Below are 13,545 nucleotides of genomic sequence, written 5' to 3' on the forward strand. Positions count from 1 at the left end.
GATGACCGTGCCGCGCCAGCCTTCCTCCCCGGACTCCTCGGACGCCCCGGGCTCACCGGGGTCCCCGGATTCCGCCGACGGAGGCGAGGGCCCCCGCGAGGACCGCCGCCACATGATCCGCCGCCGCTGGCTTACGGCCACGATCATCGTGCTCCTGATCGGTGTACCGGCCGGCTATCTGGTGATCTCCGCGAACCAGAGCCGCAACAGCGGCCGCGACAAGGAGGCCAAGTACTCCGCGACCGGCCTCACCGCGGGCTGGCCCTCCAAGGTGCAGCGCCGTCTCTACGACGTGCCGATCCCCCATTACTCCAGGGAGGTCGCCTACTACGAGACGAACAACTGGCGCACCAGCCGTCTGTACGCCCAGTTCCTCACGAGCAACAAGGGCCTGGACAAGTTCCTCGAGCAGGTCGGCACGAGCACCGACGAGCTGAAGAAGAACGACATCACCATCAGCAAGCGCGACCGCAAGGTGGTCGGCTGGGAGTTCACGGACCCGGGCCCCTGGCTCGGCCTCACCCATGTGCAGAAGGACCCGGTGCCGACGCTCGACGTGGTGGTGAACCGCGCCAACCCGGGTCACCCGATGGTCTATGTAGTGTCTACGACAACCCCGTAACTGGCGTGTTTCATCGGTGGGTTGCCCAAGGGGCGGCTCGTACGATGACGCGCATGATCTCCAAAGAGACGTCCCACGGGTCATCCGAAGAGGAGTACGACAGACGCCGGCGCGCCCAGTGGCTCGCGGGGGAGGCGCGGGCGGACGGCGTGGCCCGCAGGGACATGCTGCGGCTGCTGGCGGCGGCCGGAGCGGTCACCGGTCTCGCGGCACCGACGGCGACGGCGGCTACGGCGGCGGCTACGGCGGCGGCGAGCCCCGTGGCGGCCGGCGGCACGGTCCCCGCCGACGCGCCCAAGGGCCCCGGGATCGTGAAACCGCTCCCCGCGGACCGCTTCACGATCCGCGGCACGAACGCGGAGACGAAGTTCGAGGCGCTGGCGGAGACGGGCTTCCACACCCCCGCCTCCCACTTCTTCGTGCGCAACCACACGGCGACACCGCGCCTGGACGCGAAGACGTGGCGCCTGAAGATCTGGGGCGACGGCCTGGAGGGCGGCGGGGCAAGGGAGTTCACCCTCGCCGACCTCAAGCGCCTCCCGTCGACGTCCCGCACCGCCTTCGTCGAGTGCGCGGGCAACGGCAGAAGCTTCTTCACGACCCAGCAGGGGCAGCCGGCGTCCGGCACCGCCTGGACCCTGGGCGCGATCGGCAACGCGCGCTGGCGCGGCGTACGCCTCTCCGAAGTCCTGCGCCGGGCAGGCGTTTCGCGCCACGCGGTGGACGTGATGCCGCGCGGCCTGGACGCGGAGTACGTCACCGACGACGGCACGAACCTGGGCAGGGTCCGCCGCCCGCTGCCGCTCTCCAAGGCGCTGGACGACGTGCTCCTGGCGTACGAGATGAACGGCGCCCCGCTCCCCGAGGACCACGGCTTCCCGGTGCGGGTCCTGGTCCCGGCGTGGGTGGGCATCGCCTCGATCAAGTGGGTGGGCGACATCGAGGTCTCGTCGACCCCGCTCTACTCTCCCTGGAACACGCAGTTCTACCGCCTCTTCGGCGAGGGCCACCCACCGGAGGGCAGCGCCCCGCTGACCCACCAGACACTGAAGTCCGCCTTCGAACTCCCCTGGAACGCCCCCGTCCCGGCAGGCAGGACGAGCCACCTGACGGGCCGCTCCTGGTCGGCGAAGGGCGCGATCACCCGGGTGGAGATCAGCACGGACGGAGGCGGGACCTGGCACAAGGCCCACCTCAAGGACACACCGCGGCGCGGCAGTTGGACCCGCTGGACCACCCCCTGGCACCCCAGGACCCCGGGCCCCACCACCCTCCTGGCCCGAGCCACGGACACCACGGGCCAAACCCAACCGCAGACAACCCCACACAACACCCAGGGCTATCTGTTCGACGCAGTGGTCCGTCATGCCGTGAACGTGGTGTGAACTCCTAGGCGGCCAGCAGCCGTTCATGGACGGCCGCGGCCACCGCCAGGTCTTCCCAGGCCATTCCCGCCGACTTGAAGAGGCGGGGGTGGGCCTCGGGGGGCCTCGCCTCGCCTCGGGTCAGCTCGGGCAGGGTGTGCAGCCGGTCCATGTCGAAGGCTCCCGCGGCCGTGGCCAGGATGATGTCTCCGCATTCCCGGCGGGCCACCTCGTGGGATTCCGCCACCACCAGGCCGCGGCGCAGGAGTTCCTCGTCCACCTCGCGTGCATCCGGTTCGTGGGAGCCCACCGCCGCGACCGTCGCGTGGGACGGGAGCAGGGCGCTGTCGAAGAGCGGTTCGCGGGCCGTCGTGCAGCAGCAGACCACGTCCGCGGTCGCGACGTCGGCCGGAGTCGCGGGCGCCGCCGACAGGCCCGCCGCACGGCACCGGTCGACGAAGGCCGCCACCCGCCCGGGGTCACGTGCCACCACGTCCACGTGGGTCAGCGTCGGGCGTACCGCGCGGACCGCCTCCACGTGGCCCCAGGCCTGCGGGCCCGTGCCGAAGACCAGGAGGCGGCGTGTGTCCGGGTCCGCCAGGTGTCGGATCGCTGCGCCCGACACCGCGGGGGTCCGCAGGGACGTCAGGGCGATGCCGTCCAGGAGGGCCAGCGGCGTGTGGGTCGTGCCGTCCAGGAGGAGGTACAGGCCTTGGACGCGGGGCAGGCCCCGGGCTCCGTTCTCCGGGGTGACCGTGGCGATCTTCACTCCGGTGTACGACCTCGTGGACGACGGCATCAGGAGAAGCTGGCCGCCGGGGACGTCCACCACTGAGCGCACAGGCTCCTTCTCGGGGTCCAGGCCCGCCTCGAGGACCGCTTCCACCGCGTCGATCGCCGCGGCCATCGGGACGAGCCGGGCCATCTCCTCGGCGTCGATGTAGGGCGGGGGCTCGTTGATGCCGGTCGTCGTCATGTGCCTGGTTCCCTCTCGTGGTGGCGGGCGTCGTTTCATGATCGTCCCTGTGGAACCTCCCCCGGAACACCGGACGTGAACGTCCGGCGCGAGGTGAACCCGCGCCCGCCCCGGCGGCGGAACGGCGAAAACGTGGTGTGCGGGGCCGACGGGACCGGGTAACGTCTTGCCCATGTTCTTCCAGACGCTGATTTACGAGTGAGAGCGTGACGGGCCCCTGCTGACGTCCCGCGACGTCGCCGCGCCCGTACCCCACCGATGAATCCGTAGATCACTTCACACCATTCCGGGAGAACCCGTGAGCAAGAACATCAACAACCCCGTGGGCATGGGCGGCGGCAAGCGCAAGAAGCTGTCCCGCGCCGAGCGGCAGAACAACGGCCCCCACCGCAACCTCGACCGCCAGGGCGCCGCCGACCAGAAGGCGGAGCTGGTGCGCAAGATGCGCGAGAAGGTGGCCGGCACCGAGCAGTCGGGCGACGACACCACTCAGAGCTGACCCACCGCCGCCGCGAGGCGGCGGCACCGGCAGCACACGGGATACGGATCACGGGACGCGGATCACGCGATACCGATCACGGAACATGGAGCAGGGCCCGACCGCGCGACGCGGCGGGCCCTGCCGCCGTTCCCGAGGCACCCACGGGGACGGCCGTGACCACGGGAAAACCCGGCCACAGCAGGCGTTCCTGTGAAGGCTTTGGCACCCTCTTACTCGTGCGTCAGCTCCGACCGTTAGCGTAGAGCGGTGAGCGAGACGAATACCCCTGCCCTCCAGTACCGCTTCGACGGCCCCGAAGACGCCCCCGTGCTGATCCTCGGGCCCTCGCTCGGTACCACCTGGCACATGTGGGACCGGCAGGTGCCCGAGCTGGTCAAGCAGTGGCGCGTGTTCCGCTTCGACATGCCCGGACACGGAGGCGCCCCTGCCCACCCGGCCGGCTCCGTCGCCGAGATAGCCCGGCGGCTCCTCGCCACCCTCGACGAGGTCGGCGTGCAGCGCTTCGGCTACGCGGGCTGTGCGTTCGGCGGCGCGATCGGTGCCGAGCTGGCCCTGCGCCACCCGCAGCGCGTCGCCTCCCTGGCGCTGATATCCGCCTCGCCCCGCTTCGGCAGCGCCGACGAGTTCCGCCAGCGCGGCGTGATCGTGCGGAGCAACGGCCTCGACCCCATCGCGCGCACGTCCCCCGAGCGCTGGTTCACGCCCGGCTTCGCCGCCGCGCAGCCCGCGATCACCGACTGGGCCGTACAGATGGTGCGTACGACCGACCCGGGCTGCTACATCGCCGCCTGCGAGGCCCTCGCCGCCTTCGACGTGCGCGCCGAGCTGGGACGCATCGGAGTGCCCACCCTCGTCCTCGTCGGCTCGGAGGACCAGGTCACCGGGCAGGGCGAGGCCCGCACCCTCGTCGCCGGCATCCCGGACTCCCGCCTCGCCGTCGTGCCGGGCGCCTCCCACCTCGCCCCGGTCGAGCAGCCCGCCGCCGTCACCGACCTCCTCGTACGCCACTTCTCCACCGCCTGGCAGCTCGCGCCCGACGCCACGGGCACGCACGCGGCGATCAGCGCACCGCCGGTCAAGCCGGTGCTCGCGCCCTCGGTGCCGGTCTCCCCGGTCGCCGAGATCGGGCCCATGGAGCAGCCCGAGGCCGTGGACGGCGGACGCCCCGACCCGTACGAGGCGGGCATCAAGGTCCGCCGCGAGGTGCTCGGCGACGCGCACGTCGACCGGGCGCTCGCCGCCGCCGACGACTTCTCCACGGACTTCCAGGAGCTCATCACGCGCTACGCGTGGGGCGAGGTCTGGAACCGGCCCGGCCTGGACCGCCGCTCCCGCAGCTGCGTCACCCTCACCGCGCTCGTCGCCGGTGGCCACCTCGACGAGCTGGCCTTCCACACCCGCGCCGCCCTGCGCAACGGCCTCACCCCGCAGGAGATCAAGGAAGTGCTGCTCCAGGCGGCCGTCTACTGCGGCGTGCCCGCGGCGAACTCCGCCTTCAAGGTCGCCCAGGCCGTGATCCGCGAGGAGACCACGCCCCAGGAGTGACACGTCCCGGCGGCGGGGCGTAGCAGGATGGGGTCATGACGACTGCCGCGAAGCGCATCAAGCTCACGAAGAAGACGCACGCCTGTGTCCGCCTGGAGCGGGACGGCCGGAGTCTCGTCATCGACCCCGGCACCTTCAGCGAGGAGGACGCGGCGCTCGGCGCCGACGCGATCCTCGTCACGCACGAGCACCCGGACCACTTCAACGAGGACCGGCTGCGCGCGGGCCTCGACGCGAACCCCGCCGCCGAGATCTGGACCCTGCGCTCGGTCGCCGAGAAGATCTCGGCGGCCTTCCCCGGCCGGGTGCACACCGTGGGGCACGGCGACACCTTCGAGGCCGCCGGGTTCGCCGTCCAGGTGCACGGCGAGCTGCACGCCGTGATCCACCCCGACATCCCGCGCATCACCAACGTCGGCTTCCTGGTGGACGGTTCGGTCTTCCATCCGGGCGACGCGCTGACCGTCCCCGAGCAGCCGGTGGACACGCTGATGCTGCCGGTGATGGCGCCCTGGAGCAAGATCTCCGAGGTCATCGACTACGTGCGCGAGGTCAAGCCCCAGCGCGCCTACGACATCCACGACGCCCTGCTCACGGACCTGGCCCGGCCGATCTACGACACGCAGATCGGGTCGCTCGGCGGCGCCGAGCACCTGCGGCTCACGCCGGGGGAGTCCGCCGAGCTGTGACCGCCCGGCCCGGGACTGTCAGTGGCGCCCGGTAGGTTGTGAAGCATGCGCATCGCCACCTGGAACGTGAACTCGATCACCGCTCGGCTGCCCAGGCTGCTCGCCTGGCTGGAGAGCAGCGGTACGGATGTGCTGTGCATCCAGGAGACCAAGACCACCGCGGAGCAGTTCCCCGCCGCCGAGCTCCGCGAGCTGGGCTACGAGTCCGCGGTGAACGCGACGGGCCGGTGGAACGGCGTGGCGCTGGTCTCCCGGGTCGGCCTGGAGGACGTGACGACCGGCCTGCCCGGCGGGCCGGACTACGACGGGGTGCAGGAGCCCCGCGCGATCTCCGCCACCTGCGGCCCGGCCCGCGTCTGGTCGGTGTACGTGCCGAACGGCCGCGAGGTCGACCACGCGCACTACGCGTACAAGCTGAGCTGGTTCGAGGCGCTGAAGGCCGCGGTCGCCGCCGACGCGGCGGGCCCGCGGCCGTTCGCGGTCCTCGGCGACTTCAACGTCGCGCCGACCGACGCGGACGTGTGGGACCCCAGCCTGTTCGAGGGCGCCACGCACGTGACTCCCGCCGAGCGCGCGGCGCTCGCCGCCCTGCGCGAGGCCGGGCTCTCGGACATCGTGCCGAGGCCCCTGAAGTACGACCACCCCTTCACGTACTGGGACTACCGCCAGCTCGGCTTCCCCAAGAACAAGGGCATGCGCATCGACCTGGTGTACGGGAACGAGCCGTTCGCGAAGGCCGTCTCCGACGCGTACGTGGACCGCGAAGAGCGCAAGGGCAAGGGCGCGTCCGACCACGCACCGGTCGTGGTGGACCTGGACGTCTAGGAAAGAGGGGGTGGGGCGAGCCCCGCCCCCTCCCGCCGCTCGTCGACCAGCTTCCGCAGATCCACCGACTCCGCGATCGCGGCGAGCCCCGCGTCCCCCGGATGCAGATGGTCCCCGCTGTCGTACGCGGGCAGCATCCGTGACGGGTTCGCCGGATCCCGGAGCACCGCGTCGAAGTCCAGGACGGCGTCGAAGGCGTCGCCGTCCCGCAGATAGTCGTTGATCTTCACGCGCTCGGCGTCCGCCGCGGCCGTGCACAGGGACTCGCCCCGGCAGGGCGCGATCGTGGCGGCGAGGACCCGCAGCCCCCGGGCGCGGGCCCGCTCAGAGATCTCCCGCAATCCCGCGGTCACCTGGTCCGCCGTCGCGCCCCACCGCACGTCGTTGACGCCCTCGAAGACCACGACCGTACGGGCCGAGGTCTGGGCGAACACGTCACGGTCCAGTCGGTGCAGTGCGCTGACGCCGCCGGTGTCGGTGGAGACACCGTCGCCGGGATAGCGGTCCGCGACCACGCGGTTCGCCGAGATCCCCTGGTTGAGGACCCCCAGGCGCGGCACGTCGTCCTGCTGGAGCAGCCGCGTGGCCAGCACGTTGGGCCAGCGGTGGTTCGCGTCCTGCGTCGACTTCACGCCGTCCGTGATGGAGTCGCCGAGGAGCACCACGGAGCCGGGCCCGCCGGCCACGTCGACGCCCGTGAGCAGCGGCCAGGTGGTGATCGTCGAGGTGTACGCCGCCGGGGAGCCGTCCGCGGCGTGGTCGCCGGGCCCGCTCACGTACGAGCGCTGGATGGCCTGGCTGTGGACGGGAGCCGTCGTCACCGCCTCCGGCAGGTGGAAGCTCACCAGGAGGTTCGTGTCCTCGGGCACGTCGAAGTCGAGCGGGTCGCTGAACGCCTGCGCCCCCGCCGGGATCTCGGTGCCGGGCCCGCCCCGGAAGGACAGCGCACGCGGCTCGCCCCGCGCCCCGGCCCCGGACTCCTGCACCGCCACCGTCGCGCTCCCGATCCGGACCGGCGCCGAGGCGAAGGTGTTGTCGAGCCGGATCCGCACCCGCGGCCCGCCCGTACTGGTGTGCACGACGAGCCGCACGGTCCGGTCGGCCCACGGACCCACCGCCGTGTACCCGGCCGTCGACGCCGACCAGCTGCCGGTCCACCCCTTGGCCTGCTGCCGCACGGAGAGCGAGAAGACGTGCAGATCCGGGGCGCCCGGGTCCTTCGGCAGGGTCACCGAGGCGACCTCGCGCCCGCGCGCCACCGGCACGGTCACGACGTACAGCCGCGCCTTCTCGGCGAGTTGGCCGCCCGGCGTGTTCACGTGCGGCAGTGCGACCGCCTTCGTGGCGAGCGGGCCCGAGCGCCAGTCGGGTGCCGTCAGGCGGTACGTCCCCCGGGAGCCGTCCCGGTAGCGCACCGTCCCCGCGCCGCTCGCCTCGCCGCCCGTGCCCGCGACCAGGAACGCCAGGGCGTCCCCGCGCCCGCGGACCCGTACGGACTGGCCGTCGGCACGGACGTTGTCCGCTCGTCCGGGGCGGGCGCGGGGCCAGGTCAGCCGTGCCCCGTCCACGGCGAGCGGGCGGCCCGGGGTCCAGCCCGCGGCCGTCAGGTCCCGCGCCGAGAGGGAGCCGCCGGCGCCGTCGAAGTCCGCGTCGCCGGGCCGGGCGTCGTCGCTGACCGCCCTGTTGTCGAAGAGCCGCTCCAGGGGGAGCGGCCCGGGTCCGTGCGGTGCGGCCTGGGCGCTCGCCACGGGGACGACGCCCGTGAGTACCGCGAGTACGGCGGCCGCTCCCCAGATGCGTGACGTGCGCGAGGTACGCGAGCTGCGTGGACGCACACCAGACCCCTCCCCTTGGCTGAAGCTGACGTGACGACAGGTGCGCCATGAAGCTAAGGAGGCCAGGGAGAAGCGTCAATGAGGTGCGCGTGAACATGACCCGAACTCGCCGGGATACCGGGGCGAGCGCGTCGGACGCGATGCGGCCGTTCGGGTGCGGCGGACACCGTTCCGCCGCACCCGGCCCCTCGGCGGACTACTGCATCGGTGTCGGGCTCAGCGTCGTCAGGCCCACCGTGGTGGTGAAGACGATCTCGTCGTCCTGGCGGCCGGTGACGCGGACCGTGCACGCGTCGGGCGACGAGGCGTCCGTGTCGACGATCTCGGCGTCCACCCAGCACGGGGTGTCGAACTCCGCGTACCGGTGGAAGGTGCTGTCCAGCGTGACGGGGAGGAGCGGGCGGCCCTGCGACCCGATGGCGTGCGCCGCCTGGCGGGCCGCCTCCAGGAGGACCATGCCGGGGACGTGGTCGACGTAGTGGTCGAAGAGGACCGGGTGGGCGGCGTTGACCCGCAGCTGCCAGCGTCCGGGCTGCTCGGCCGGGGCGAGGACGACGTCGAACGGGGAGGTGCGGGCGACCAGCTGGGGCGGCACGGACGTCCCCGGGACCACGGGCCCGGTGGAGGCTTCGAGACGGGCCGCGCGCAGCCGGCGGTAGGCCTCGGGCGAGGTGGTGGTGAAGCTGGCGCCGCCGGTGGCGATGATGCGCTCGGCGTGCCGGATCGTGGCCTCGTACCGCAGGCCGGCCAGGCGGTTGCCGCGGCGGCGGATCTCGGTGCAGGTCACGGCGAGTTCGAGGTCGGCCGGTGCCGCGTCCACGACGAGGCCTTCGGGGAGTGCCGTGTAGTTGAGGTCCCACAGCAGGAACTTGTGGGTGAGCGGCACGTCGAAGACCGTGTGGGACAGGAGCGCACCGACCTGGCGTATGGTCTCGGCGATCAGCAGGGGGTCGTACCTGCCGTGCAGCGAACCGTAGAAGCTGTGCCCCCGGGGCCACTGCGCGGTGACCGTGAACTGCTCGTCGCTCAGCTGTCGTATGTCCGTGAGGAAGACCTCGGCCACTGCGGCCCGGTGCACGAATTCGCGCGGAACGGTCCTGGTCAGCGTGGCTTCGATGGTCTTCGGCGATCTCTCGGCGGAGCGGTGTGCGTCCGACGTGCGGACCGGCTCCGTTGACTCCAGCGTCTGCAGCATGGTTCCCCCATAGAAAATGTCGACAGACCGAGACGTGCGTTCTGGCTGACCAAAAGATACGTACTTCGTGGTTTGGTTTACAACAAGATTCGTGAGCAACTTTCCGGGACTCCGGGCGCGGCTGCTCAGTCGCTCACTCGACGGCCTCCTGTTTTCGCAGGTTGACAGGCTGTTCGTCGTTCAACTGCGCTTGACCCGTGTCTCGTACATCTGCCTCGATCTTGATCTCACACTGCTGTGATCATGCTGTTTCCGGTATGTTCCTGACGCAGAACATCCGTCCCACGCGGTTTTTTTCCGCTTTCTTGACGCAACGTCGTGCCTCAACTGCCTCAACGGCCTCAATACGGGGGATCCAGTGCAGGACCTTCAGCAGATACGGCTCGCCGCCGTGAACATCGACGGCGTGCTCCTCAACGACACCTTCAGTCCCGTGATCCACCACTTCATCACCAGTCGCGGCGGCAGCTACGACGCGGCGACCGAGCGCGAGATCTTCTCCCAGACGCAGCTGATCGCCTGCGAGGCGCTCGGAGCGGCGGCGGGAATGACGGAGTCGCCGGAGGAGATCCGGGACCTCTACTTCGCCGAGCGTGAGAAGTACCTCGTCGAGGACCCGATCCGCGTCCTCGACGGAGCGGCCGAACTCCTGGGCAGGCTGCGCTCCCTGGGCCTGCGCACGATCTGCTACGGCGGCCTGGAGAAGACCCACTTCGACCGCTACCTCGGCGATCTCGCCCCGCTCTTCGACGCGCCGCAGTACGTCTGCACCAATGACTTCAGGCCCGGTGTGCACGAGATCGTCCGCGACGTCTTCGGTCTTGAACCGGCGCAGGCGCTCTTCATCGACGACGTGGCGCGGGTGGCCGAGGTGGCCAAGGGTCTCGGCGTGCCGTTCATCGGCCACCCGAGCGGCTTCGAGCACGGCCACCAGGGCGCGTTGATGGCCGAGACGGGGGTCCGCCACGTGGTCGGTTCGCTCGCGGAGATCGACGAGGACCTGCTGCGCACGGTCGACGCCGAGGCCGCCGCCGGGACCTCGTGGTCCTGAACCGCCGTACCAGAGCGTCGCCTTGAAGTGACAAGGCACCAGAAGTGCCGGAAATGACAGAGGAGCCAGAAGTGGCAGGGGGAGAGAAGTCGATGACCAAGCACGGGGCATTGCTCGACGGCCGGGTGGCGTTGATCACGGGGGCCAGCAGCGGCATCGGGGAGGCGGCGGCCCGCGTCTTCGCCCGCGAGGGCGCCAAGGTCGTCCTCGCGGCGCGCAGGGAGGACCGGCTCAAGCAGCTCGTCGCGGAGCTGGCCGAGGCGGGCCACGAGGCCGAGTACGTGGTGACGGACGTGACGCGCCCCGCGGACACGGCGGCGGCGGTCGCCCACGCGGTGGACCGCTTCGGAAAGCTGGACGCGGCCTTCAACAACGCCGGCTGGGGCACGGGACGCACCCCGCTGCACCTCATGGACCACGGCCTCTACGACCAGATCATGGACGTCAACGTACGCGGGGTGTGGAACTGCCTGCGGGACGAGATCGGCGCGATGCTCGCCTCCGGGGGCGGCGCGATCGTGAACACCAGCAGCGTGGGCGGCCTCATCGCCACCCCGGTGGCCGCGCCCTACGTGGCCGCGAAGCACGCCGTGCTCGGGCTCACCAAGGCCGCCGCCGCGGAGTACGCGGCCCAGGGGATCCGGGTGAACGCGCTGGCCCCGGGCACGACGCGGACCGAGGTCGTGGGGGAGTGGTTCGCCCAGAACCCCGGCATCGAGGAGGTGCTGCACCAGGCGACCCCGCAGCCCCGCACCGCCGAGCCCGAGGAAGTGGCCGCGGCGGCGGCCTGGCTCCTCAGCGACCGCGCCTCGTTCGTCACGGGCGTGGCCATGCCGGTGGACGGCGGTCTCACCATCGTGTGACGCGGGTGGTCGGGTGGGGCGTTCGGGGGCTTCTGTGGCTTCCGGACGCCCTCTTGTGTAAACGGGCGCGGAAGCATATGCGTCCGACGTATTGATTACATACAGACCAGGCGGTTTAGAATGGGCCGTCAGCGTGCACCGGCACGTGGAGGTAGATACGGGCCCGCACGGATGGGCACCTATGGATGGAGTGGCCATGGCGAAGCAGGACCGCGGGATCAGGACCCGCCGCGTGATCCTCGAAGCCGCCGCGGGCGTCTTCGAGGAGTGCGGGTACGAAGCCGCCAAAATCACGGACATCCTCACCCGTGCGGAAGTGACCAAAGGGGCGCTGTACTTCCACTTCGAGTCCAAGGAGGCGCTCGCTCTCGCGGTCCTCGCCGCACAGGTGAGTGAGGGGCTGCCCGTCATCCCCCGGAAGTCGAAGCTTCAGGAGGTGGTCGACATCGGCATGGTGTTCGCCCACCGCCTGACGTACGACCCCGTGGTGCGCGGGAGCGTCCGTCTCGCCCTGGACGACACGGGCCCGCGCCTTGACCGCAGCGGCCCGTACCGCAACTGGTCCGAGCTGAACGTGGACACGCTCCAACAGGCCAAGAACAACGGCGAGTTGCTGCCGCACGTCGATCCGCTCGAATCGGGTCTGATCATCGTGGGCGCGTACGCCGGGATCAACATGATGGCGCGGTCGACCGGCGAGCAATCGGAGCTGCGGCACCGGGCGGCCGCGCTGTACCGGCACATCATGCCCAGCATCGCGCTGCCCGGCGTCCTCGCCACCCTGGACATGTCCCCGGGGCGCGGCGAGCTGGTCGAGGCGGAGATGGCGCGGTCGGACGAGCCGGAGAGCGTGGCCGCGGCGGTCTGAGGTGACGGGAGCGGTCTGAGGTGACGGGAGCGGTCTGACGGGGCCGCGTACGGCGTTTTCCGCGCGGGTCGGACCGGGCGCCCTGGAGGCGTGCCGGCTCGGCCCGTTCTTGCGTGGCCGCCCACGGCGCGTGGCAGGTCGGCGAGCGGGGCCGGCCGGGGCGCGGGGTCCGGGCGCCTCGGGGCCTCGGCGCCCCTGACGAACGGCTCGGCCGTCTGCCAGGGGTGGGCGGGCTCAGGGGAAGCGGCGCGCCCCGGGGCCGCCGGTCCGCGGGCCGTCCGCGCGGGCCCACCGGGTCTCACCGGGCCGGGTGACGCGCGGGCCCTGCAAGGCCGCCTCCGAGCCCGCGGCGCTGAGCAGCCCCAGGCTCTCCGGGGTGGCTATGCCCGGGAGTTGCAGGCTCCAGAAGCCGGTCAGCGAGTGCCGCGAGAGCCACTGGTAGTCGTCGCGGCTCAGCACCTCGAAACCGACCGTGGCCGCCACCACCGCCGTCACGATGCTCTGCCGCGAAGCGCCGGGAGCCAAGGTGCCCTCCTTGGCCGCCTCGGCGAGCAGCCGCTGGACGCAGACCTGCCAGTCCTGGCGCAGATCGGTCCGGTTTCCGCCGTGCCCGGCGCAGTTGAGCTGGAACCCGGCCTTGACCACGGTGTCGGAGCGCAGGAGTTCGGCGAGCGCGTGCGAGGTGTCGATCAGGCACTGGAGGGACGAGGTGCTGACGCGGTAGACGTGCCGCGCCGAGTCCTGGAGCGCGCGCGACGCCCGGCTCACCACCTCCGTGGCCAGTGCTTCCTTGCTCTCGAAGTGGAAGTACAACGCCCCTGAACTGACGCCTACTTGGTGACTGATGCCGGTGAGGCTCGTGCGGGTGAAGCCGTTCTGATGGAACGCGAGGGCGGCCGCGGCGATCAGCTGGGATCGTGTACGAACGGCCCGTTCCTGCTTGGTCATGGGATTCCTGACGGTTTCGAGCGGGTCGCCAAAGGGGGCTCGGCGGGGAGCTGGCAGGTGCTGGTGGGGAGTCGGGAGGGCACGCCGGACGGCGGACCCCGGCCGGAGCGGGGGAGAGTCTGGTTCATGAACTGTATTTAAACCGCCAAGTCTGTTTCGTTTCTACGGCAAGAGCAGACTTTCCCCGTACCGTTGCGGGGTCGAGGGCTTCGGAGCCTGAGGTTTCGCACGGGTTGGCGGGCATATGTCCGGTTTCCAGTGC

13 protein-coding genes are annotated in these 13,545 nt (G+C 71.3%); 9 read left to right on the top strand and 4 right to left on the bottom strand.

Annotated features, from left to right (window positions below; translation table 11 throughout):
• Position 1: 1 nt before the first annotated feature.
• Positions 2-622 carry a sugar kinase gene (locus QBL25_RS32355; protein ID WP_409060488.1) on the top strand — a complete coding sequence of 207 codons (621 nt, stop codon included), beginning with the start codon at positions 2-4 and terminating at the stop codon, positions 620-622.
• A gap of 53 nt (positions 623-675) precedes the next feature.
• Positions 676-2,007 (top strand): sulfite oxidase, encoded by a 1,332-nt coding sequence (locus QBL25_RS32360; RefSeq protein WP_409060489.1) that lies wholly within the window; start codon positions 676-678, stop codon positions 2,005-2,007.
• 4 nt (positions 2,008-2,011) lie between these two features.
• Here the strand turns inward: QBL25_RS32360 and QBL25_RS32365 are convergent, their stop codons facing one another.
• Complete coding sequence (locus QBL25_RS32365; RefSeq protein ID WP_409060490.1) at positions 2,012-2,962, bottom strand: ornithine cyclodeaminase family protein; 951 nt, start codon at positions 2,960-2,962, stop codon at positions 2,012-2,014.
• A 298-nt stretch (positions 2,963-3,260) separates the two neighbouring features.
• Here QBL25_RS32365 and QBL25_RS32370 point away from each other — a divergent pair, with 298 nt between their 5' ends.
• The 4 genes from QBL25_RS32370 to QBL25_RS32385 all read left to right on the top strand — a co-directional run bounded on the left by QBL25_RS32370 (position 3,261) and on the right by QBL25_RS32385 (position 6,523).
• Positions 3,261-3,461, top strand: a complete 201-nt coding sequence (locus tag QBL25_RS32370) for a DUF6243 family protein (RefSeq protein WP_409060491.1) — start codon at positions 3,261-3,263, stop codon at positions 3,459-3,461.
• A gap of 249 nt (positions 3,462-3,710) precedes the next feature.
• Positions 3,711-5,009: a 4-carboxymuconolactone decarboxylase gene (pcaC, locus tag QBL25_RS32375; RefSeq protein WP_409060492.1), complete on the top strand. Its 1,299-nt coding sequence runs from the start codon at positions 3,711-3,713 to the stop codon at positions 5,007-5,009.
• A gap of 56 nt (positions 5,010-5,065) precedes the next feature.
• Positions 5,066-5,698 (top strand): MBL fold metallo-hydrolase, encoded by a 633-nt coding sequence (locus tag QBL25_RS32380; protein ID WP_409062847.1) that lies wholly within the window; start codon positions 5,066-5,068, stop codon positions 5,696-5,698.
• Between the two features lie 45 nt (positions 5,699-5,743).
• A complete protein-coding gene (locus QBL25_RS32385; RefSeq protein ID WP_409060493.1) occupies positions 5,744-6,523 on the top strand; it encodes an exodeoxyribonuclease III in 780 nt (259 codons plus the stop codon).
• On the opposite strand, the gene QBL25_RS32390 is transcribed toward QBL25_RS32385, so the two are convergent.
• Entirely contained in the window at positions 6,520-8,358 is a 1,839-nt protein-coding gene (locus QBL25_RS32390; protein ID WP_409060494.1) for an SGNH/GDSL hydrolase family protein, read from the bottom strand. The genes QBL25_RS32385 and QBL25_RS32390 overlap by 4 nt on opposite strands.
• 196 nt (positions 8,359-8,554) lie before the next feature.
• Positions 8,555-9,553, bottom strand: coding sequence for a ScbA/BarX family gamma-butyrolactone biosynthesis protein (locus QBL25_RS32395; RefSeq protein ID WP_409060495.1), 999 nt, complete (start codon positions 9,551-9,553; stop codon positions 8,555-8,557).
• A gap of 358 nt (positions 9,554-9,911) precedes the next feature.
• On the opposite strand from QBL25_RS32395, the gene QBL25_RS32400 reads away from it, so the two are divergent.
• The 3 genes from QBL25_RS32400 (at position 9,912) to QBL25_RS32410 (ending at position 12,335) form a co-directional block, all read left to right on the top strand.
• Positions 9,912-10,604: an HAD family phosphatase gene (locus QBL25_RS32400; protein WP_409060496.1), complete on the top strand. Its 693-nt coding sequence runs from the start codon at positions 9,912-9,914 to the stop codon at positions 10,602-10,604.
• A 92-nt stretch (positions 10,605-10,696) separates the two neighbouring features.
• Entirely contained in the window at positions 10,697-11,467 is a 771-nt protein-coding gene (locus QBL25_RS32405; RefSeq protein WP_409062848.1) for an SDR family NAD(P)-dependent oxidoreductase, read from the top strand.
• A gap of 196 nt (positions 11,468-11,663) precedes the next feature.
• A complete protein-coding gene (locus tag QBL25_RS32410; protein ID WP_409060497.1) occupies positions 11,664-12,335 on the top strand; it encodes a ScbR family autoregulator-binding transcription factor in 672 nt (223 codons plus the stop codon).
• A gap of 234 nt (positions 12,336-12,569) precedes the next feature.
• Here QBL25_RS32410 and QBL25_RS32415 read toward each other — a convergent pair whose 3' ends face one another.
• Positions 12,570-13,283 (bottom strand): ScbR family autoregulator-binding transcription factor, encoded by a 714-nt coding sequence (locus QBL25_RS32415; protein WP_409060498.1) that lies wholly within the window; start codon positions 13,281-13,283, stop codon positions 12,570-12,572.
• Between the last annotated feature and the right edge of the window lie 262 nt (positions 13,284-13,545).

Origin of the sequence: Streptomyces sp. SYP-A7185, from assembly GCF_046103685.1 — a bacterium.
Lineage (GTDB): Bacteria > Actinomycetota > Actinomycetes > Streptomycetales > Streptomycetaceae > Streptomyces.

Coding starts and splice junctions, on each gene's coding strand:
- QBL25_RS32355 (WP_409060488.1), top strand. CDS start 2: ATGACCGTGCCGCGCCAGCCTTCCTCCCCGGACTCCTCGGACGCCCCG.
- QBL25_RS32360 (WP_409060489.1), top strand. CDS start 676: ATGATCTCCAAAGAGACGTCCCACGGGTCATCCGAAGAGGAGTACGAC.
- QBL25_RS32365 (WP_409060490.1), bottom strand. CDS start 2,962: ATGACGACGACCGGCATCAACGAGCCCCCGCCCTACATCGACGCCGAG.
- QBL25_RS32385 (WP_409060493.1), top strand. CDS start 5,744: ATGCGCATCGCCACCTGGAACGTGAACTCGATCACCGCTCGGCTGCCC.
- QBL25_RS32395 (WP_409060495.1), bottom strand. CDS start 9,553: ATGCTGCAGACGCTGGAGTCAACGGAGCCGGTCCGCACGTCGGACGCA.
- QBL25_RS32405 (WP_409062848.1), top strand. CDS start 10,697: ATGACCAAGCACGGGGCATTGCTCGACGGCCGGGTGGCGTTGATCACG.
- QBL25_RS32410 (WP_409060497.1), top strand. CDS start 11,664: ATGGCGAAGCAGGACCGCGGGATCAGGACCCGCCGCGTGATCCTCGAA.
- QBL25_RS32415 (WP_409060498.1), bottom strand. CDS start 13,283: ATGACCAAGCAGGAACGGGCCGTTCGTACACGATCCCAGCTGATCGCC.